We start from the raw sequence: 20,107 nt of genomic DNA, 5'->3' as shown, positions 1-20,107 counted from the left end.
TAGAATCCCTTGGCAGTCGTCGAAGGTGCCTTCAACCGCGATGTTGTGCACGTTCGGCTCATGCGCGCTCGTCATCTGCCGGCGCTGCACTTCGGTCACCCGCCCCTTCGGGTGCAGGATGAAGATGTCGACCATGTCGAGGCCGCGAAAGGCTTCGATCGCCGCGGCACCAGTGTCGCCAGAGGTGGCGCCGACCACGGTGGCGCGAGAGCCGCGCCGCTCGAGCGCCCGGTTCATCAGCCTCGCCACCACCTGCATGGCGAGGTCCTTGAAGGCGAGCGTCGGCCCGTGAAACAACTCGAGCAGCCAGCTCGCAGGCCCGATCTGGCGAAGCGGCGCGATGGCCGGGTGATGGAAGCCGCCATAGGCTTCGTCGAGCACGGCTTCGAGATCGGAGAGGCTCGGATCGCCCTCAAGATAGGGGCGCATGATGCGATAGGCAGCTTCTTCATAGTCGAGCCCGGCCAGGCTCTCGATCTCGGCAGCGGAAAGGCGCGGCCAAGCCTCCGGCATATAGAGCCCGCCGTCCCTGGCAAGGCCCGCAAGCAGCGCGCCTTCGAAGGGAAGCGCTAAAGCTTTGCCCCTGGTGCTCACATACCGCAAAACAGACCTCTAAAGGATTTCAAGCGCCTGGCCGAAGGGGACGGATCACGCCGCCTTGAGCCTCGTTCGCACATAGACGACATAGATGACCACAAGGCAAAGGGCGAGGGCAAACCAGGTTAGCGCGTATTGCAGGTGGTTGTTGGGAAGATCGAGCCTCGTCTCTCCGCCCCGCGGCCAGCCGCCGGGGACGTCGCTCTTCTCGGCCTCCAGGAAGAAGGGCGCCACCTCTTTGGCGTCCCCTCCCAACATGGACCTGGTCATGGCCTTGAGATCGCGCCAGAACCAGTGGTTCCGCTCGACCTCGTTGTCGGGCACGAACAGCCCTTGGGGCTCGGCAGGCCGGGCCAAGGCGGTCACCAAGACGGCACCTCTTGGCTCGCCTTGCGGCCTTGCAGCCGGATCCTTGAGCGCGTCGGGCACGAAGCCGCGGTCGACCAGGACCACCTCTCCGTCCGCCGTTCGAAGCGGCGCGATCACGTGCCAGCCCGGCGTTCCGTCCGACACGGCAAAGAGATAACGCTCCTTGGCGTTGTCGAAGAGGCCCTCGGTGCGAACGCGCAAATAGCTGACATCCTCGCCCGCGCCGGCGCGCGCCACGGCCTCTTTCAGAGAGACCGGCTCCGCCTTCACGCGCGCTTCGATCTGCGCGATGAGGCCCTCTTTCCATTGCAGACGCTGCAATTGCCACAGCCCAAGCCCGATCAGAACGGCAAGCGCCGCTGCCGAACATGCGCTGAGGAGAAGGAGACCGCGCGCTTGCATGGCTTCGCTCACTCCGAGGCGAGCCGGCCTTCTTGCGCCTTGTTCTTGTATTGCAGCGCGATGAGCACGCCCTTGAACGACCTGAGCAGGAGCAAGGGCAGCAGAATGGCAAGAGGGCCCCACAGTGCCGCGTGCAGCCAGTAAGGCGGCGCGTAGACCATCTCCACGTAGAGGGCCGCGCCGACCACGATGAATCCGGTCACCAGAATGACGAACACGGCGGGACCGTCGCCCGAATCGGCGAAGCTGTAATCGAGGCCGCAAAAGTTGCAGCGAGGGGCGAGCGTGAGATAACCGGCAAACATCTTGCCTCGCCCGCAGGCCGGACAGCGGCCGGTCAGCCCGGCGATGATGGTCGAGGCGAGCGATGGCGCGTCATGCGTGGTCATGGCCGGCAACTTTGCCTCTTGCTCCCGATTCTCCAAACGAAAAAGGGGGCGGCCGCTCGCCGCCCCCCGCAAACTCAGCGCGTCAAACCTTAGCCGGGCGGATAGTTGGCTCCCGACCCCCACACATAGATGCAGGTGAACAGGAACAGCCACACCACGTCGACGAAGTGCCAGTACCAGGCCGCAGCCTCGAAGCCGAAATGAAGCTTCGGCGTGAACGCCCCGCGCATGGCCCTGACCAGGCACACCGTCAGGAAGATGGTGCCGACGATGACGTGGAACCCGTGGAAGCCGGTCGCCATGAAGAAAGTCGAGCCGTAGATGTGATTGGCGAAGCCGAAGCCCGCATGAATGTACTCATAGGCCTGGCAGACGGTGAACAGGATGCCGAGGATCACGGTGCAGAGCAGGCCGAGCACGAGACCGCGCCGATTACCCTCGAGCAGCGAATGATGCGCCCAGGTCACCGTGGTGCCCGAGGTGAGCAGGATCAGGGTGTTGACGAAAGGCAGACCCCAGGGATTGAAGGTGTGGGCGAACCAGCCAAGCCCGGCGACATCGGTGTCGGCGCTCGGCACCGGCGGCCACTGCCCGCCGAGCACCGCGGTCCGCGCATAGGTGATGGCGTCGTCGGGATAGAGCGCCGCGTCGAAATAGGCCCAGAACCAGGCGACGAAGAACATCACCTCGGAGGCGATGAACAGGATCATCCCGTAGCGCAGGTGCATCTGCACCACCGGCGTCTCGTAGCCCTCTTGCGCCTCCTTGATGACGTCGCGCCACCAGCCAAACATGGTGAAGATGACGATCGAGAGGCCGGGGAGCGCGTACCAGAGATGGGGCGTGCCGGCCTTCTTCGAGACGAAGTACATGATGGCGCCGATCGCCAGCGTGAAGGCGCCGACGGCGCCGACGATGGGCCACGGGCTTGGATTGACGAGATGGTAGTCGTGGTGCTTGGCGTGCGCTTCGGCCATCAGTTTCTCCCGTTCGCTTCCCTTCGCTCAAGGCGCCAAGCGCCTCTACGTTCCTCTGTTACGATTTCGACCCATCGCCCTCAGGCGCCGCGGCGGCCGGTGAATTGGGTTCATCGCTGCGATAAAAAGTATAGGACAGCGTGATCTCGGTGATGTCCTTGGTGTCCTCGTCCTCGACGAATTTGGGATCGACGAAGAAGGTCACCGGCATCTCGACCGTCTCCCCGGCGGCAAGGGTCTGCTGCTTGAAGCAGAAGCATTCGATCTTCGTGAAATAGCGGCCGGCGAGCTCCGGCGACACGTTGAAGATCGCCCTGCCGGTCACCGGAACGGCGCTGTTGTTGCTTGCCTTGAAGAAGGCAAGCGCCGTCTCGCCGATCTTCACGTCCAGGGTCTGCTGGACCGGGCCGAACGTCCAGGGTAGCGCGCGATCCACATTGCCGTCGAAGCGGATAGTGACGGTGCGGTCGAGCACCTCGCCGGGAGCCTTCTCGGCGCGCTGGGGGACGCCGCCATAGCCGGTCACCTGGCAGAACATGCGGTAGAGCGGCACCGAGGCGAACGACAAGCCGACCATGCCGGCGACGAGGCCGACAAGGGACAGCGCCAAGATGGAGTGCCGGCGCTTAGGATCGGTGTCTTTGCTCATGATGGCTCACTTGACGAGAGGATGAGCGACATTGGCGCCGAGCCTGACCATGGTGACGACGAAGAACAGGATGGCGAGCGCGGCGAGTGCCCAGGCGATGGCGAGGGACCGCGTGCGTTGGCGACGTTGGCGCTCGTCTTCTTCATCGGTCATCACGAGGTCCAGAAGAGCGGGATGGAGCTCCGGCCGAGGCCGAAGCCCTGCTCCACCAGGAGCACCGCGAACAACAGGAACAGGTACAACACCGAATAGGCGAACAGATTCTTGGCCGCCCGCTCGGCGTCAGGTCCCACCCGCTCGCTGTAGCAGGCATAGGCGAACATCACGAAGAAGGCGCCGAGGAACCCAGCGGCAACGGTGTAGAGCCCTCCGCCGAGACCGACGATCGCCGGCACGCAGCCGAGCGGGGCGAGGATCAGGCTGTAGATGAGGATCTGCCGGCGCGTCTCGTCCTCGCCTTTCACCACCGGCAGCATGGGCACGCCGGCGCGCTCGTAGTCGCGCACGCGCAGAATCGCCAGCGCCCAGAAATGCGGCGGCGTCCACATGAAGATGATGAGGAACAGAACAAAGCTTTCGAGGCTCACCGTACCGGTGGCCGCGGCCCAGCCGATCATCGGCGGCACGGCGCCGGCGGCCCCGCCGATCACGATGTTCTGCGGTGTGATGCGCTTGAGCCACATGGTGTAGACGAAGACGTAGAAGCCGATGGTGAGCGCGAGCAAGCCGGCAGCCACCCAGTTCAGCATCAGGCCAAGGCAAATCACCGAGCCCACGGCAAGCACCGTGCCGAAGGCGCGAGCCTCGTCGGCGGTGATCCTGCCTCTCGGAATGGGCCGCGCCGAGGTCCGCGCCATGCGGGCGTCGATATCGGCGTCGTACCACATGTTCAGCGCGCCAGCGGCACCGGCGCCTACGGCGATGCAAACGAGTGCCGCGACCGCCAGCACCGGGTGCATGTGACCTGGCGCCGCCACGAGCCCGACCAGCGCGGTGAACACCACGAGGAACATCACCCTCGGCTTCATCAGCGCGAAATATTCGGCGACGTCGCCGCCACCCTCGGCGGTGACGAGCGCTTCTGCGCCTGCGTTCAAACCGGCTTCGGCCATGCCTCAATCACCCACTCAAGAACGGCGAAGGCCGCGAGCCCAGCTTGGCGCTCGCGACCGTGCCAATATCGTTGCGGTTCCCCGCCTTCGTCACTTGATGCGCGGTAGCGTCTCATAGCTGTGGAAGGGCGGCGGCGAGGGCAGCGTCCATTCGAGCGTGGTGGCGCCCACCCCCCAGGGATTGGCCGGTGCGTGCACCTTGCGGGCAAAGGCCTGAGCGATGCCGAACAGGAATACTAGGAAGCCGGCGAAGGCCATGTAGGAGCCGATCGAGGAGACGAAGTTCCAGCCCGCAAACGCGTCGGGATAGTCGGCATAGCGGCGCGGCATGCCGGCGAGGCCGAGGAAGTGCTGCGGGAAGAAGGTCAGATTGGCGCCGATGAACATCAGCCAGAAATGCAGCTTGGCTGCCGTCTCGTTGTACATGTAGCCCGACATCTTCGGGAACCAATAATACCAAGCGCCGAAGATGGAGAACACGGCGCCGAGCGACAGCACGTAGTGGAAGTGGGCCACGACGTAATAGGTGTCGTGGAAGGAGCGGTCGACGCCGGCATTGGCCAGCACCACACCGGTAACGCCGCCGATGGTGAACAGGAAGATGAAGCCGAGCGCCCACAGCATGGGGGCGCGGAAGGAAAGCGACCCGCCCCACATGGTGGCGATCCAGGAGAATATCTTGATGCCGGTCGGCACCGCGATCACCATGGTGGCGAATACGAAATAGGCCTGCGTGTTGACGCTGATGCCGGCCGCATACATGTGATGCGCCCACACCACGAAGCCGATCACACCGATGGCGACCATGGCATAGGCCATGCCGAGATAGCCGAAGATCGGCTTCTTGGAGAAGGTCGAGACGATCTGGCTGACGATGCCGAAGCCGGGCAGGATCAGGATATAGACCTCTGGGTGACCGAAGAACCAGAAGAGATGCTGCCAGAGCAGCGGATCGCCGCCATGGGCGCTATCGAAGAACGCCGTGCCGAAATTGCGGTCGGTCAACAGCATGGTGATGGCGCCGGCGAGCACCGGCAGCGACAGCAGCAGCAGGAAACCAGTCACCAGCACCGACCAGACGAATAGCGGCATCTTATGCAGCGTCATGCCAGGCGCGCGCATGTTGAAGATGGTGGTGATGAAATTGATGGCGCCGAGAATCGATGAGGCGCCGGCGAGATGCAGCGACAGGATGGCGAAGTCCATGGCCACGCCGGGTGTGCCGCTGGTCGAGAGCGGCGCATAGATGGTCCAGCCGCCGCCGACGCCGTGGCCGCCGGGAGGTCCGGGCATGAACAAAGAAAGGATGAGCAGCGAGAAGGAGGCAGGCAGCAGCCAGAAGGAAATGTTGTTCATGCGCGGAAAGGCCATGTCAGGCGCGCCGATCATCAGCGGCACCATCCAGTTGCCGAAGCCGCCCATGGTCGACGGCATGACCATGAAGAACACCATGATCAGGCCGTGCGCGGTGACGAACACGTTGAAGACTTCCGGGTCGCCGAAAATCTGCATGCCAGGTTCCATCAGCTCGGCGCGCATGCCCATGGAGAGGACACCGCCGATAACGCCGCCAACCAAGGCAAGAGTGAGATACATCGTGCCGATGTCTTTGTGATTGGTCGAAAACACCCAGCGCCGCCATCCGGTTGGATGCTCGTCATGGGCTGCGACTTCGGCGTGGACGCTTTGTGCTGCCATCTTAGTCTTCCTCGGGTTCTTTTCCGTCATTTGCTCGGTCGCAAGCGACGCTCCGCGCCGCTCGAGCCAGAGCGGCTCCTCTATTTCTCGGCCGTGGCCACCTTGCCGGCCTCGTCGCCCGAGGCGCTTGACTTCTGCTTGTTGAGCCAATCGGCGAACTCCTCATCCGACACGACGTGGACCGCGATCGGCATGAAGGCATGATTGCGGCCGCAGAGCTCCGAGCACTGTCCGTAGAACATGCCGGTGCGCTCGGCCCTGAACCAAGTCCGCTGCAATCTGCCGGGCACCGCGTCGAGCTTGATGCCGAAGGACGGCACCGCAAAATCATGGATCACGTCGGTTGCTTTCACCTGCACGATGACGTTCTTGTTCACCGGCACCACCAACTCGTGGTCGACGGTGAGGAGCCGCGGCTGATCGGGCTTCAAATCGGCATCGGGCACGATGATCGAGGCGAAGGTGATGCCCTGATCCGGATATTCGTAGGTCCAATACCACTGACTGGCGGTGGCGGTGACGGTGAGATCGGCCTTGGGGAAATCGTATTGGGCGAACAGCAGGCGGAACGAGGGAATGGCGATAGCGACCAAAATCAAAACCGGAATCACCGTCCAAGCGATCTCGATCGTCGTGTTGTGGGTGGTGCGCGAGGACTGGGGATGGCGCTGCTCGTTGAAGCGGACCATGACATAGATCAACAGGCCCATCACAAAGAGCGCGATCAGGGTAATGATTATGGTGACGAAGGTATGGAACGAGGTGATCTGCTCCATGACCGGCGTGGCGGCGTTTTGAAAGGTCATCTGCCAAGGTGACGGCTGACCCTCGCCGGCCAGTGCCGGACCTGCGCCCGCGAGGATCGCGGCGCCATTCATCAACATCAGCATCCGATTGAAAATCGCCATTCCGTCACTCCCAAAGCCCAAACCTGTATACGTCCGCGCCCGCCGGCCTGTGAAGGGCTGACAGCGACCGACGTGCCAACGACGTGGACGGCATCTCAAACCCCACGCCAGTTGGCGAAAGGCAGGGCGGCGCGGAAAAATGTTCGCGGTGAACGGCGTCGCCCCCAGCTTTGTTGTCGCCCGGGAGGGCCGCGCGAGGATGCAGGCCCCTTAGAGCTTTGTTCCCGTTTTCAAATCATAAAGACTATTGCTTGGCAACACTCAAGATTTGGGGTGATTGCGGCATATGCACGCTCGATACCAGTTTTTGACAAGAAGAACGCGGCTTCGGCAAGAAGCGTCGAAAATTGGCCCCAATGCTCGGCGAAGGCGTGCATAGTTCCGGCTTGACCGGTTGAGACAGCATTCCGCATAAGGTCGCCATGGCCGGCACCTGGGAAGCACGCCTTGTCATCGATCGAGGGAGCACCCGCGTAAGCGCGCGCTGCCCCCATGCCGCAAGCGACTGAAGCCTCTTTGTCAGACCCAAGCCGCCCTTCCTCCACGGTGCTTGCCGCTGTATTTGCCGCTGCGCTTATCGGCGCGCTCCCCGCGAGTGCGCAAGACGCAGACACGCAGGTGACCGGCGCCGGCAGCGTGGTGAAGCAAACCTACGGCGCCTGGCAGGTGAGCTGCCGCACGCCGCCCGGCGCCAAGGAGGAGAAATGCGCGCTGGTGCAAAGCGTCACCGCCGAGGACCGGCCCAATGTCGGGCTGACCGTGGTGTTCTATAAAGCAATCGGCGAGGACAAGAAGCTGTTGCGCGTCGTGGTGCCGCTCGGCGTGCTCCTGCCCACCGGACTTGGGCTCAAGATCGACAACCAGGACATCGGCAACGCGCCGTTCCTCAAATGCAGCAAGAAGGGCTGCATCGCCGAGGTGGTGCTGCAAGACGAGGTGATCAAGAAGATGATGGGCGGAGGCACCGCCATGTTCATCATCTTCGACACGCCTGAGGCCGGCATCGGCATCCCGGTCAGCTTGCAAGGCTTCGGCGACGCGCTGGCGAATCTGAAATAGGCAAAAAAAGGGTCGACGGCAGGATGTACCGTCGACCAAGCATCCGTCGGGGGACGGACTCGCGCCTCGCCCGTGCAGGGTTGTGCGGACGAGACGGCGACTTGCCCCGGGAGCTAGTTGTTCGCCGATTGGCTTTCAACCCGCGTGGCCAGCGCTTTTGCCATACTCGAAGATGGGGATGGTGTGGTGCTTGTCGTGAATGCGCGCGTCGCGCTTGAACTCCACGAGCTTCGTGCCGTCGATTCCGCAGAGCTTGGAATTGGTCGAAAGCACCGGGCGGCCTGATGCGAGGCTCTTGCGGAACTGGTCGCAGTCGGCCTCGGTCTTGGGCTCCGACACCGTCTCGCCCTCGGGCCAATAGAAGTCGGCGTGCCGCCGCAACGAATCCGAATAGAGCATAGCGGCCGGATGGTTTGCTTTGACCCAGGCGAGACCGGCAACCGGCGGCGGGACTTTGCCAAGGCCTCCGACCAGAAAGAAGGACGGCAGCACCGTGACCGCGGCGAGCGCCGCGAGTGCAAGAGCACGAACCATGGGCCGGTGGAATAACGCCAGGTAGCCTGACACCGACCAGCCGACGACGAGACTGAGCGGCAGGAAATAACGCAAGTGCCGCACCGGCAGCAGGATGAACAGCATCAGCAGGTAGACCGCCGATGCGATCAGGTAGGGCCTGGCTATCGACTTCGATGCACCGCGCCAGGCAAAGACGACATAGGGCACGACGATGAGAAGCCCGAGCGCCGCGCGCCGCGCGATGTGGCTCGTGGTGAGATGCATCGGCGCGAAGGCTTGCCCAAGTGAGCCGATCAGGGCGAGAGCCCGGGCGAACAAATATTGGCCGGTGATGGGCGTGCCGAGCACCGACACGCCAGGCCGGCCGAACCTCCATTCGAATTGGCCGACAGTGGCGGTCCAATAGATCTGCGCGCCGCCGGTGGCGAGGCATGCCGGTATCAGCCATGCGGCGATGCCCGCGGCGAAGGCAAGCACCGCGCTCAGGACATGCCTCTCGTCGACGTGGCCACTCGCGCGGAAGCACCAATAGAGGACGATCAGGAGGGTGATGTGCGGTCGCGCGCCGAGCGACAACCCGGCGATGAGGCCGCAGGCGACGCGCCTTGCAAGCGCGCCGCGAGGCGTGGTCGTCGTCGTTCCCTCGACCAGCAAGAAAGCGACCACGAACACCATGCCGAACATGTCGGTGAGCGCGAGCCCCGACTGGAGCCAGAACAGCGGCGACAGCGCCATGATGAGGGTGGCGCACAAGGCGATGGGCCAATCTGAGTGCCGCCGTTCCAAGACGTAGAACATCGAAGCGACGGCGCCCCCGGACAGGGCCGAAACGAGAGTGAGTGCCGCCGCATGATCGGCAATGACGCGATAGACGAGCTTTCCCGCCGCGATATAGACGGGAAAACCTGGCGGATGCGGCCAATGCTTGGTGACGTCGAAGTCGTCGAGGCCGAAGGCAAAGTTCACCGAGTCCCAATCGTCGAGCCAATGCGAGCGCGTGAAGGCGAAGAGCGCGGCAAGGCCGAGGAACAGGGAAGCTGCCGTCAACACATCTCGTGCTGACCAAGATCGGATGCGCGAAGGGTTGGGAGTGGGGTCAGTCACTGCGGTCAGAAGGCGTGGGCGTCGAACAGCTTCTCGATGTCGCCATGCCAATCGTCAGCGTATTCGGCGAGCAGCCGATCGGCCGGCGAACGTCCTGCAGCCGCGGTCTCGACCAATGAAGCAAGATGCTTGCGCTCATCATCGCCGGTCTTGTCGGCAATGGCGCGGCGCTGTAACCCCCTCTCGGCGATGGCGACGGCTTCGCGCGCGACATCGCCCGCGGTGAACCCCCGAAACGGCGTCTTGAGCCCAAGGCGAGGAACCTGGTCGCGCAGGTGCCGGCGTTGGCTCGGGCTCCAGTCGGCGATCAGCGCCGAAGCTTCGGCAAGCGAGGCCGGGTCATAGAGGAGCCCGACCCAGAATGCCGGAAGGGCCATCAGCTCGGCGAACGGGCCAGCGTCGGCGCCGCGCATCTCGAGGAACCGCTTGAGCCGAACATCGGGGAACAGCGTGGTGAGATGGTCGGCCCAATCGTCGAAGGTCGGACGCTCGCCTGGAAGCTCGCTGAGGTGGCCGGCGAGAAAGTCCCTGAACGACGCCCCCGCGGCGTCGATATAGCGGCCCCCGCGGTAGACGAAATACATGGGAACATCGAGGGCGTAGTCCACATAGCGCTCAAATCCCATGCCTGGCTCGAACGCGAAAGGAAGATTGCCGGTGCGGTCCGGGTCGGTGTCGCGCCAGACTTCGGCGCGATAGGACTGGAAACCGTTCGGCCTGCCGTCGGTGAACGGCGAATTGGCGAAGAGCGCAGTGGCGATCGGCTGCAGCGCCAACCCGACGCGCATCTTCGCCACCATGTTTGCCTCGTCTGAGAAGTCGAGATTGACCTGAACCGTCGCGGTGCGGAACATCATGTCGAGACCGAGCCGCCCTTTCGTCGGCATATAGCGCTGCATGATGCCGTAGCGCGCCTTGGGCATGACCGGGGTCTCGGCGAGCGTCCATTTCGGCGAAAAGCCGATGCCCAAAAATCCGATGCCGAGCTCACTCCCGATCTCCGTCACCTCGGAGAGATGGTGGCGGAGCTCCTCGTCGGTCTCGTGCAAGGTGGGGAGCGGCGAGCCGGAAAGCTCCAACTGACCGCCGGGCTCGAGGCTGACGACGCCGCCTTTGGGGCAATCAGGTCGCTGCAGCGCGATGATGTTGCCGCGCTCCACGACGCTGTCCCAGCAGAAACGATGCTTCATGCCTTCGAGCAAAGCGCGGATGCCGCGTTCGCCGTCGTAAGGAACCGGCGTGTGATCCTGCCGGTAGAAGCCGAACTTCTCGTGCTCGGTGCCGATACGCCAATCGGCCATCGGCTTGGAGCCGGCTTCGAGATAAGCGACGAGCTCGTCCCGCGACTCGATGGTCGGGCCTTGCGGCCCAGCTACGCGTGTCGACATGGGAAGACTAGCTCGATTGCACGACTTGGGTTTGCGGGGCGAACTGTGCCGCTCCTAGCACGTTTGCCCCGTCGCGAATATGGCAGGGTCAGGACCGCCAGTCTCCGATCGTGGCATTGACAAGAGCGAGTGCCGCGACGGCCGCGGTATCGGCGCGCATCACGCGGGGCCCGAGCGAGATCGGCAGAACAAAGGGCCGAGCCAACAGCAGCGCCCTCTCCTCCTCCTCGAACCCGCCCTCAGGGCCGATCAGCACGGCAAGCGGTCCCGCGGTCTTGCTTGCGAGCGCCGCAAGCGGCGAGGCTGCGGGAGCAGCTTCATCGGCGAACACCAGCAGCCGCTTTTCATCCCAATGCTCGAGAACCGAGGAGAGCGGCTCGGGCTCGACCACCTCAGGCACCCACAGGATGCCGCATTGCTCGGCGGCCTCGACGGCGTTGGCGAGGAGCCGCGCTTTATTGACGCGCTCAGGCGTCGTGCGGCGGGTGATCACCGGCTTGAGCAGGGCCGCCCCCATCTCGGTCGCCTTCTGCGCCATATAATCGAGGCGGGCGCGTTTCAGCGGGGCGAACAGATAATGCAGGTCAGGCCCCGAAATCTGCCGGCGGGTCTGCTCGTTAAGGGTGATGCTTACGCGGCGTTTCGTCGCCCCGCTCAACTGCCCGCGCCACTCGCCGTCCTCGCCATTAAAGAGGAGGATCTCGTCCCCGGCCTTGCATCGGAGCACGTTGATGAGATAGTGCGCCTGTGGGGGCTCAAGCTCGATCGTGACGCCGGGGCCAAGTCGGGACTTGACGAAGAGCCGCTGAGGCTTGGAGGGCATTCTGCTGGAAACCTCATCCAGTTCAGGGCAAAAGGAAAACGGGATCGCAGACATGCCACGTCCTGTTGCCCAAGGCAAAGCGAGCAGGGTGGCCGACGCGCAGGCGACGAATCTCGTCGACCGGCTGGCGCCGGCGGCGCTACTTCCCTATTTGCGGCTCGCCCGCGTCGACCGGCCGACCGGCTTCTGGCTGCTCGCCATCCCCTGCTTTTGGTCGGTGGCGCTCGCCTCGCGCAGCATCGGTGCCGATTACCCTGACGCCTGGCTGCTCGTGCTCTTCGCCATCGGCGCCGTGGTGATGCGCGCCGCCGGCTGCACCTATAACGACATCATCGACAAGGATATCGACGCCAAGGTTGCCCGCACGCAAGGCCGCCCGCTGCCGAGCGGCGAGGTCAGCGCGAAATCCGCCACCATTTTCATGCTGGTGCTTTGCCTGATCGGTGTTGCGGTGCTGCTCTCCTTCAACGCCGCCACCGTCTGGCTCGGGCTTGCCGTCGCGCCGCTCGTCGCGCTCTATCCCCTGGTCAAGCGCTTCAGTCATTGGCCGCAGGCCGTGCTTGGACTCGCCTTCAACTGGGGCGCTCTGCTCGGCTATTCCGCCGTGCTCGGGCGCCTCGAATTACCGGCGGTCGTCCTCTATGCCGGAGCCATCGCCTGGACCATCGGCTACGACACCATCTACGCCCATCAGGACCGCGACGACGATGAGCTGCTCGGGCTCAAATCGACCGCGCTCAAATTCGGGCGGTCGACCAAGTTTTGGCTTTCAGGGTTCTACGCGTTTGCCTGGCTTGGAATCACTACTGCCGGGCTGCTGGCCGGCGCCGAGATCGTGTTCCTGCTTGGCATGGCCGCTGCGGGCGCCCATCTCTTCTGGCAAGTGGCCACCCTCGATATCGACGATCCGGACAATTGCCTGCAGCGCTTCAGGTCGAACCGCGATTTCGGATTGATCGTGTTCGCGGCCATCGTGCTCGATCTGGTTCTCGCTTCGCGGTTCTAGAGCGCCTAAATGAACCGGGCCCCAGGGATGCACGCCCTGGGGCCCGATGACGCCTTGCTGTTAGCTTCCTTGAGGCTGCTTTGGAGAGCCTTTATTGCCACGATCCTGCCATAGAACTTATCCGAACCGCTTAATAGACGTCGTTAATGTCCGGTATCCGGCACTTCCTGCCGATATGGTTTAGAGAGTGTTTTCGAGACCAAGATGACCGTGCTGTCACACGCTAGTGCCCCTGCTCCTCACTCGCTCGAGGAGGACTTCCGCCTGCTCAAGACCGCGGTCGAGGATGCAGGCAAGCTCGCGCTCAGCTATTTCCGGCAGGACCTCGCGGTGCGGAGGAAGCACGACGGCACCGAGGTGAGCGAGGCCGATTTGGCCGTCGACGACGCTCTCAAGGGAGCGCTTCTCGGCGACAGGCCGAATTACGGCTGGCTCTCGGAGGAAACCGAGGACGACCCCGACCGGCTCGAGCACCGCTTGGTGTGGATGGTCGATCCCATCGACGGGACCAATGCCTTTCTCCGCCACGTACCCGAGTGGACCATATCGGCGGCGCTGGTGCAGGAGGGCAAGCCGGTGCTTGGCGCGGTGTACAACCCCGCCACGGCTGAGTTCTTCCATGCCATTCGCGACGGCGGCGCCTTTCTCAACGACGCCCCCATCAAAGTGAGCGGGAGGAGCGATCTCGAAGGGGCTCTGTTCATCGCCAGCGGCGGCTTGTTCAAGAAGCGCATCTGGAAGGAGCCTTGGCCCGGCGTCGAATCGCGCTGGGTCAATTCCGTCGCCTATCGGCTCGCGCTCGTCGCCGCCGGCAGCGCCGATGCGACCGTGTCGCTCTCCGCCAAATGCGATTGGGACCTCGCGGCCGGCGTGCTGCTGGTCGAGGAGGCCGGCGGGGTGGTGACCGATCATCACGGCCACGCCTTCCGCTTCAATCTGCCCAATCCCCGCTTCCCCAGCCTCGTCGCCGCCCCGCCATTGCTCCACGCCAAGCTGATCGAACGCACGAGCCGCGTAGACCTGTGACGCGCTTTTCGGCAAAGTCGGCCCGGGATCAAGAAGCTTGGGACACATCATGGCGGCAAAGCAGGGGACAAAGGCTGGCACACGGCAGCTCCTCCATCTCGTCTTCGGCGGCGAGCTCACCACGCTCGACGGAATCGAGTTCTCCGACCTGATGGCGCTCGATATCGTCGGCATCTACCCGAACTACGCCGAGGCCTTCGCGGCATGGCGCGACGCGGCGCAGCGGAGCGTGGACGACGCCCATATGCGCTATTTCATCGTGCATCTGCACCGGCTGCTCGATCCCGAGACGGAAACCGGTCCGCGCTCCTAGCGTTAGGTAGGTGACAGGCGCGAGATCTTTTTCATCCCTCCCCTTGACGGGGAGGGTGGCGAGCCGGCTTCTAGCCGGATCGCCGGGTGGGGTGAGGGGCCAAAGTACGCGCTACCGCTTCGCTGCTTGAGCGCGATGCCCCCACCCCGACGCCGCCAAAAGGCGTCGTCGGACCTCCCCGCGAGGGGGAGGTATGAAAATGCGTCGAATCTTGGCTCCACAGGCCCGGGGCGCCTTAGGTTTTTCGCCTTAAAGGGAGCTTGCCGGGCATGCTAGAAAGGCTCCGCCGGGGGCGTGGCCGGAAAGCCCAAACCGGTGGAATCGGGGAAGCGCTTGAAAGATCAACTGTTCAGCGACGCGAGAACGGTCACGCGGAGCGCTGACGAGCTCCAGACCCACCATTACACTACGGGCGAGATTGTCATGCGCATCTGGCGGGAGCATTTGCGCCCGCGCCTCGGGCTGCTCTTGCTCGCGAGCGCCGCCATGCTGCTCACGGCGGCGACCACCGGCGCCATCCCGTTCATCATCCAGAAGACCGCCGACGACGTGTTCGTGGCCAAGAACCAGCAGATGGTCTACTGGGTCACCGCGGCCATCGTGGTCGTGACCATCGTCAAGGCGATTTCCGAATACGTGGCCGACGTCACCGTCGCCTATCTCGGCCACCGCTTCATCGCCGATCTCCGCATCGAGATGTTCGCCAAGCTTGCCAGCGCCGACCTCTCTTTCATCCAGACGGTGCATTCAGGCAGGCTGCTCGCGGGCTTCCTCAACGATGCCAATCTCATCAGGCAGACGGCAAGCCGCTCGATCGTCACGCTCGGCGAGAACTATCTCAAGGTCGTCATCCTGGTCGCCACCATGTTCTACATGGATGCGCGCTTTGCCTTCCTCATCCTGCTGTTCATGCCGTTTGCCTGGTTCCTGCTCGGACGTCAGCGCCGCAAGATGCGGAAGTCGACCACCAAGTCCCTGCAGGAGACCGGCGACCTCTCGGCGCTGATCACCCAGACCTTGCGCGGCATGCGCGTGGTGCGCGCCTATCGCCAGGAACCGCGGGAAGAAGCCCGCGCCGCGCATACCATCAACCGGGCGCTCGAATTCACCATGCGCGGCACACGGGCCCGGGCGCTGTCGAGCCCTTCGGTCGAACTCCTCACCGGCCTGGGCTTTGGTCTTGCCATCTATTTCGCCGGCACCAAGGGTGTGCGCGGCGATCTCTCGCTCGGCCAGTTCATGGGCTTCATGACCTCGGCCCTCCTGATCTACGGCCCGCTGAAAAGCGCCGCCACGCTGCAAACCAGTCTGCAGGAAGGCGTGGCTGCGGCGAGCCGGGTGTTCGGTATTGTCGACCGCGAGACGAAGCTCGTCGAAGCGGCCGACGCCAAGCCGCTCGTTTTGAAGCGCGGCCAGATCGAATTCGACAAGATCTCCTTCGCCTATGAGCCGAACAACCCGGTGCTGAAAGGCGTGAGCCTGACCGTTCCTTCCGGCCGCACCGTGGCCCTGGTCGGCCCCTCCGGCTCCGGCAAGAGTACGCTGGTCAACCTCTGTTTGCGCTTCTTCGATCCTGAAAGCGGCAAGGTGGTCATCGATGGGCAGGACATCGCCCAGGTCACCGTCGGCTCGCTCCGCGACGCCATCGGCCTCGTCACCCAGGACCCGGTGCTGTTCGACGACACCATCCGCGCCAATATCGCTTATGGCACCAAGCCGGAGGACGAGGCCCAAGTCGTCGCCGCGGCAAAAGCCGCCGCGGCCCATGATTTCATCATGGGCCTGCCCAAGGGCTACGACACGCGCGTCGGCGAAGCAGGCTCGTCGCTCTCCGGCGGCGAGCGCCAGCGCATCGCCATCGCCCGGGCGGTCTACAAGGATGCGCCGATCCTGCTGCTCGATGAGCCGACGAGCTCGCTCGACAGCGAGGCCGAGGCCAAGGTGCAAACCGCGCTCGAAGGATTGATGCGCGGGCGCACCGTGCTGATGATCGCCCATCGCCTGTCCACGGTGAAGAAGGCCGATCTCATCTGCGTGCTCGATCAGGGGCGCATCGTCGAGGTCGGGCGTCACGAAGAGCTGGTCGCCAAAGGCGGCCTCTATACGCGCCTGCACGGAACCCAGTTCGGCATCGCCGGCGGCCACGTGGCCGAAAGCGAAAACGGCAAGGCCACTGACGGCAGCGCCGAAGACGTTCGTCTCGAGGGCGCAAGCGTAGGCGATGCCGACGACGAAGACGCCGTCGCCGTGGTCGGAAGCTAGGCAAGCGCTCTAGAGCATGGCGAAGCGGTTGCTCTCCTCGGGCCCATTGGTCGATTTCGGCAGCGCTCTCGGCGCGGCCTATATCCGGTTCGTGTACAATACGAGCGAAGTGCGGCGCGATCCGCCCGACACCGACGCCAAGTTGTTCGCCGAGCATCCACAGATCTTCGCCATGTGGCACGGGCAGTTCGGCCTGCTGCCGAAGATCAAGCCAGACCGCCCAGCCGCGGTCGCAGCCATGGTCGCGCGGCATGGCGACGCCGAAATGATCGCGGGTGTGCTCAAGCGCTTCGGGGTGCGGCTGATCAGAGGCGCGGGCGCGGGCTACCGGCGCGGAAACCGCGGCGGGGCAGCCGCTCTCAGGGAAGCGCTCAAAGCGCTTAAGCAAGGCACGACCGTGGCCATGACCGCGGACATTGCGCCGGGCCCCGCGCGCAAGGCCGGAAACGGCATCGTCATGCTGGCGCGGCTTTCGGGGCGGCCGGTGGTTCCTTGCGCCATGGCCACGAGCCGGTTCATTACCCTCAATAGTTGGAGCGCCTACACCATCAACCTGCCCTTCTCCAAGCTTGGCATCGTTGTCGGCGATCCGGTAAGGGTGCCGCCTGACGCCGATTCGGCCGCGGTCGAGGCCGCCCGCATCGCCGTCGAACGTGGCCTCAATCAAGCGACCGCGCGCGCCTACGACCTTGCCGGGGGTATCGATCCCTTGTCGCCTCAAGCTCAAATCAAGGCCGCCAAGCCGGCCTTCGCCATTCGCGCCTATCGCGCGCTGACGCGCTATGCCGCGCCGCTCGCGCCGCTGATGCTTGCCTGGCGCACGCGCATCGGCAAGGAGGAGCCGGCCCGCCGCCTGGAGCGCTACGGCGAGGCGAGCGTGGCGCGCCCCCCAGGCTATCTCGTGTGGTTCCATGCCGCGAGCGTCGGCGAGACCAATGCGGTGCTGCCGGTGATCGAGGCGATCGTCGCCGCGCATCCGGAGATCAACCTCTTGCTCACTACCGGCACCGTCACCTCGGCGAAGCTTGCCCGCGCCCGGCTGCCCAAGGGCGCCGTGCATCAATATGTTCCGCTCGACAATCAGGATTACGTGCGGCGCTTCCTTGAGCATTGGCGGCCTGACCTCGCCGTGTTCGTCGAATCCGAGATCTGGCCGAACCTCGTGCTCGAGACGAGCGCGCTTCACATCCCGCTCGTGCTCGTCAACGGCCGCATGTCGTTCCGCTCCTTCCGCCGCTGGCGCAAGCGTCCCGGCTTGAGCCGTCCACTATTTTCGGCGTTCGGTCTGGCGCTCGCGCAGAACGATCGCTTCGCCCAGCGTTTCACCGCGCTCGGCACTCCGCGCAGCGTACCGGTCGGCAATCTCAAGATCGACGCGCCGCCGCCGCCGGTCGATTTGGCCGGGCACAAGACCCTCTCCGCAGCACTTGCGGGACGCACGGTGTGGCTTGCGGCAAGCACCCATCCGGGCGAGGACGACATCGCCGCCGTCGCCCATCTCGCCATGAAAGGCGCGCGGCCCGATCTCCTCACCATCATCGTGCCGCGGCATCCCGAGCGCGGCCCATTCATCGCTAAGCTGCTGGAGGGCGCCAATCTCAAGGTGGCGCTCCGCTCGGAAGGAAAGCTCCCGGACGCAGCCACCGATATCTACATCGCCGACACGATCGGCGAGCTTGGGCTGTTTTACAGTCTCGTGCCGGTGGCCTTTGTCGGCGGCTCGCTCGTGCCGCATGGCGGGCAGAACCCGATCGAGGCGATCAAGCTCGGCGCCGCCGTGGTCACCGGACCGCATTGGCGGAACTTCGCCGACGCCTATGACGAGCTGTTGCGCGCAGGCGGCGCGGTGCAAGTGAGCGATGCGAAGGATCTCGCCACGGCGACGCTGCTCCTGCTCGAGGATGCGCAGGCGCGCGGGCGCATCATGTCCCGCGCCGAAAGTGCCATCGCGCGCATGGGCGGCGCGCTGCCGCGTACCATCAGCGAGCTTGAGCAATTCCTGCCGTCAAAGGCGACCCTGCAACATGCTTCTTAGAGCGCCATTCTGGTGGTACCGGCGCGCCGGCGTGCTCGCCTCGGCGCTTTCGCCGCTCGGCGCACTCTATGGGCGCATGGCCGAGCGCAAGGCGGCCGAGGTCAAGCCCTACCGCTCGCGCCTTCCGGTGATCTGCATCGGCAATTTCACCGCTGGCGGCGGCGGCAAGACGCCGACGGCGATTGCCGTGGCCGAAGTACTTAAGGAAGCGGGCGAAAAGCCTTGCTTTCTCACCAGAGGCTATGGCGGCAAGGTGCAAGGCCCGGTGCTCGCGGCCAAGGAGCAAAGCGCGGCCGAGATCGGCGACGAGACGCTGCTGTTGCTGGCCCACGCCCCGGCCGTGGTGTCGGCGGATCGCGCGGCGGGCGCGAAATTGATCGAGGGCACCGACGCCACCGTCATCGTCATGGATGACGGCTTTCAGAACCCGCAGCTTGCCAAGGATTTCAGCCTGATCGTGGTCGACTCTCAAGTGGGGCTCGGCAATGGGCTGGTGATGCCGGCGGGTCCTTTGCGGGCGCCGCTCGACAAGCAAATGCCCCGCGCCGACACGCTGCTGCTGATCGGCGACGGCGGCAGGGCCGCGCTGCTCGTCAAGAGCTTCGAAGCTGGCAACAAGCCGGTGCTGAAAGCGCGCATGGTGCCGCGCGGCGATCCGCGTTGGCTCGGCGTGCTGCCGGTCATCGGCTTTGCCGGCATCGCCAACCCGAAGAAATTCTACGCCACGCTGTCGCAGAACGGCGCGCGGCTCACGGGTACGCGCTCTTTTGCCGACCATCACCCCTATACCGAGCGCCAGGCCGAGCGGCTGCTTAAGTGGGCTCGGGAATGGAACGCCATGCTGGTCACCACCGAGAAGGACTGGGTGCGGCTGCCCGAGGACGACGGCACGGCTTTGAGCGAGCTCAGGTTCCGCTCGCGCCCGCTGCTCATCGCCATCGCGTTCGGCGAGGGCAACAGGGTGAAGCGGCTTATGGTCGAAGCGATCGAAAAGCGCCGGCAGGGCTGATTCCGATAGGGGCGCTCCGCGCCCATCCTCTCCCCCGCGGGGAGAGGTCGCGTCGAAGCTCTTGGCTTCGACGCGGGTGAGGGGTTTTTCGGAGTCAGTTCTGTTGCGCTTGATCCCCCTCACCCTACCCTCTCCCCACAGGGGAGAGGGGGAGCGAACCGGCAACGCTCGTGGTGTTAAGCAGCAGGCGTGGCGTGGGTGTCGCGGTAGCGCTTCAGCGAGGCGACGGCGTCGACATAGGCCTCCTGCAGCTCGACGCTCCAATAGCGCAGCTCATCGAGCGGGATGGTGCGGCCGGTGACGGCGCAGCGCACGAAGTCGCCAGGCGTCAGCACCTGCACCTCTCCGTCGAGATATTTGAGCTTGGCTTCGCCCTTGAAGCCAATGTTGCGTTCGAAGCGGTTCATCACGGCGGTGTCACTCGCCTCATGTCGAATTGCACTCAGTTACCATAGCCGCGCCGCG

Annotated in this window: 20 protein-coding genes; 7 read left to right on the top strand and 13 right to left on the bottom strand. The window is 64.4% G+C overall.

The window, feature by feature from the left end; genetic code table 11:
- The 9 genes from ACREC7_RS07465 to coxB all read right to left on the bottom strand — a co-directional run.
- A partial coding sequence (locus ACREC7_RS07465; RefSeq protein ID WP_431555059.1) for a pyridoxal-phosphate dependent enzyme occupies positions 1 to 603 on the bottom strand: 603 nt, incomplete at its 3' end.
- 45 nt (positions 604 to 648) lie between these two features.
- Positions 649 to 1,368, bottom strand: coding sequence for an SURF1 family protein (locus ACREC7_RS07460; RefSeq protein ID WP_431555058.1), 720 nt, complete (start codon positions 1,366 to 1,368; stop codon positions 649 to 651).
- An 8-nt stretch (positions 1,369 to 1,376) separates the two neighbouring features.
- Entirely contained in the window at positions 1,377 to 1,757 is a 381-nt protein-coding gene (locus ACREC7_RS07455) for a DUF983 domain-containing protein (RefSeq protein ID WP_431555057.1), read from the bottom strand.
- 89 nt (positions 1,758 to 1,846) lie between these two features.
- Positions 1,847 to 2,734 carry a cytochrome c oxidase subunit 3 gene (locus tag ACREC7_RS07450; protein ID WP_431555056.1) on the bottom strand — a complete coding sequence of 296 codons (888 nt, stop codon included), beginning with the start codon at positions 2,732 to 2,734 and terminating at the stop codon, positions 1,847 to 1,849.
- 58 nt (positions 2,735 to 2,792) lie between these two features.
- Entirely contained in the window at positions 2,793 to 3,383 is a 591-nt protein-coding gene (locus ACREC7_RS07445) for a cytochrome c oxidase assembly protein (RefSeq protein ID WP_431555055.1), read from the bottom strand.
- Positions 3,384 to 3,389: 6 nt separating this feature from the next.
- Positions 3,390 to 3,536 (bottom strand): hypothetical protein, encoded by a 147-nt coding sequence (locus ACREC7_RS07440; protein ID WP_431555054.1) that lies wholly within the window; start codon positions 3,534 to 3,536, stop codon positions 3,390 to 3,392.
- Positions 3,536 to 4,495, bottom strand: a complete 960-nt coding sequence (locus tag ACREC7_RS07435) for a heme o synthase (protein ID WP_431555053.1) — start codon at positions 4,493 to 4,495, stop codon at positions 3,536 to 3,538. The genes ACREC7_RS07440 and ACREC7_RS07435 overlap by 1 nt, the downstream gene beginning before the upstream one ends.
- Positions 4,496 to 4,585: 90 nt before the next feature.
- Entirely contained in the window at positions 4,586 to 6,193 is a 1,608-nt protein-coding gene (gene ctaD / locus ACREC7_RS07430) for a cytochrome c oxidase subunit I (protein WP_431555052.1), read from the bottom strand.
- 80 nt (positions 6,194 to 6,273) lie between these two features.
- Positions 6,274 to 7,101 (bottom strand): cytochrome c oxidase subunit II, encoded by an 828-nt coding sequence (gene coxB / locus ACREC7_RS07425; RefSeq protein ID WP_431555051.1) that lies wholly within the window; start codon positions 7,099 to 7,101, stop codon positions 6,274 to 6,276.
- Positions 7,102 to 7,593: 492 nt separating this feature from the next.
- On the opposite strand from coxB, the gene ACREC7_RS07420 reads away from it, so the two are divergent.
- On the top strand, positions 7,594 to 8,160 hold the full coding sequence (locus ACREC7_RS07420) for an invasion associated locus B family protein (RefSeq protein ID WP_431555050.1): 567 nt from the start codon (positions 7,594 to 7,596) through the stop codon (positions 8,158 to 8,160).
- A 135-nt stretch (positions 8,161 to 8,295) separates the two neighbouring features.
- Here ACREC7_RS07420 and ACREC7_RS07415 read toward each other — a convergent pair whose 3' ends face one another.
- From ACREC7_RS07415 to ACREC7_RS07405, 3 genes are all read right to left on the bottom strand, one after another.
- The gene (locus ACREC7_RS07415; protein ID WP_431555049.1) at positions 8,296 to 9,723 is read right to left on the bottom strand and encodes an ArnT family glycosyltransferase; all 1,428 of its coding nucleotides are present in this window, start codon (positions 9,721 to 9,723) and stop codon (positions 8,296 to 8,298) included.
- 62 nt (positions 9,724 to 9,785) lie between these two features.
- Positions 9,786 to 11,168: a glutamate--cysteine ligase gene (locus ACREC7_RS07410; protein ID WP_431555048.1), complete on the bottom strand. Its 1,383-nt coding sequence runs from the start codon at positions 11,166 to 11,168 to the stop codon at positions 9,786 to 9,788.
- An 88-nt stretch (positions 11,169 to 11,256) separates the two neighbouring features.
- Positions 11,257 to 11,991 (bottom strand): 16S rRNA (uracil(1498)-N(3))-methyltransferase, encoded by a 735-nt coding sequence (locus ACREC7_RS07405; RefSeq protein ID WP_431555047.1) that lies wholly within the window; start codon positions 11,989 to 11,991, stop codon positions 11,257 to 11,259.
- 52 nt (positions 11,992 to 12,043) lie between these two features.
- Here ACREC7_RS07405 and ubiA point away from each other — a divergent pair, with 52 nt between their 5' ends.
- The 6 genes from ubiA (at position 12,044) to lpxK (ending at position 19,642) form a co-directional block, all read left to right on the top strand.
- Positions 12,044 to 12,997, top strand: coding sequence for a 4-hydroxybenzoate octaprenyltransferase (gene ubiA / locus ACREC7_RS07400; RefSeq protein ID WP_431555046.1), 954 nt, complete (start codon positions 12,044 to 12,046; stop codon positions 12,995 to 12,997).
- 204 nt (positions 12,998 to 13,201) lie between these two features.
- Positions 13,202 to 14,023, top strand: coding sequence for an inositol monophosphatase family protein (locus ACREC7_RS07395; protein WP_431555045.1), 822 nt, complete (start codon positions 13,202 to 13,204; stop codon positions 14,021 to 14,023).
- Positions 14,024 to 14,072: 49 nt separating this feature from the next.
- The gene (locus ACREC7_RS07390) at positions 14,073 to 14,336 is read left to right on the top strand and encodes a DUF4170 domain-containing protein (RefSeq protein WP_431555044.1); all 264 of its coding nucleotides are present in this window, start codon (positions 14,073 to 14,075) and stop codon (positions 14,334 to 14,336) included.
- Between the two features lie 333 nt (positions 14,337 to 14,669).
- The gene (locus ACREC7_RS07385) at positions 14,670 to 16,598 is read left to right on the top strand and encodes an ABC transporter ATP-binding protein (protein WP_431555043.1); all 1,929 of its coding nucleotides are present in this window, start codon (positions 14,670 to 14,672) and stop codon (positions 16,596 to 16,598) included.
- A gap of 16 nt (positions 16,599 to 16,614) precedes the next feature.
- Entirely contained in the window at positions 16,615 to 18,633 is a 2,019-nt protein-coding gene (locus ACREC7_RS07380; protein ID WP_431555042.1) for a glycosyltransferase N-terminal domain-containing protein, read from the top strand.
- The gene (gene lpxK / locus ACREC7_RS07375; RefSeq protein ID WP_431555041.1) at positions 18,623 to 19,642 is read left to right on the top strand and encodes a tetraacyldisaccharide 4'-kinase; all 1,020 of its coding nucleotides are present in this window, start codon (positions 18,623 to 18,625) and stop codon (positions 19,640 to 19,642) included. The genes ACREC7_RS07380 and lpxK overlap by 11 nt, the downstream gene beginning before the upstream one ends.
- A gap of 176 nt (positions 19,643 to 19,818) precedes the next feature.
- On the opposite strand, the gene ACREC7_RS07370 is transcribed toward lpxK, so the two are convergent.
- Positions 19,819 to 20,049, bottom strand: a complete 231-nt coding sequence (locus tag ACREC7_RS07370) for a DUF2093 domain-containing protein (protein ID WP_431555040.1) — start codon at positions 20,047 to 20,049, stop codon at positions 19,819 to 19,821.
- Positions 20,050 to 20,107 lie beyond the last annotated feature (58 nt).

The sequence above is a fragment of the Methyloceanibacter sp. genome (assembly GCF_050728395.1).
Lineage (GTDB): Bacteria > Pseudomonadota > Alphaproteobacteria > Rhizobiales > Methyloligellaceae > Methyloceanibacter.
The sequence above is the reverse complement of the archived record's forward strand: the minus strand, read 5'-3'. Positions and strand labels throughout refer to the sequence as shown.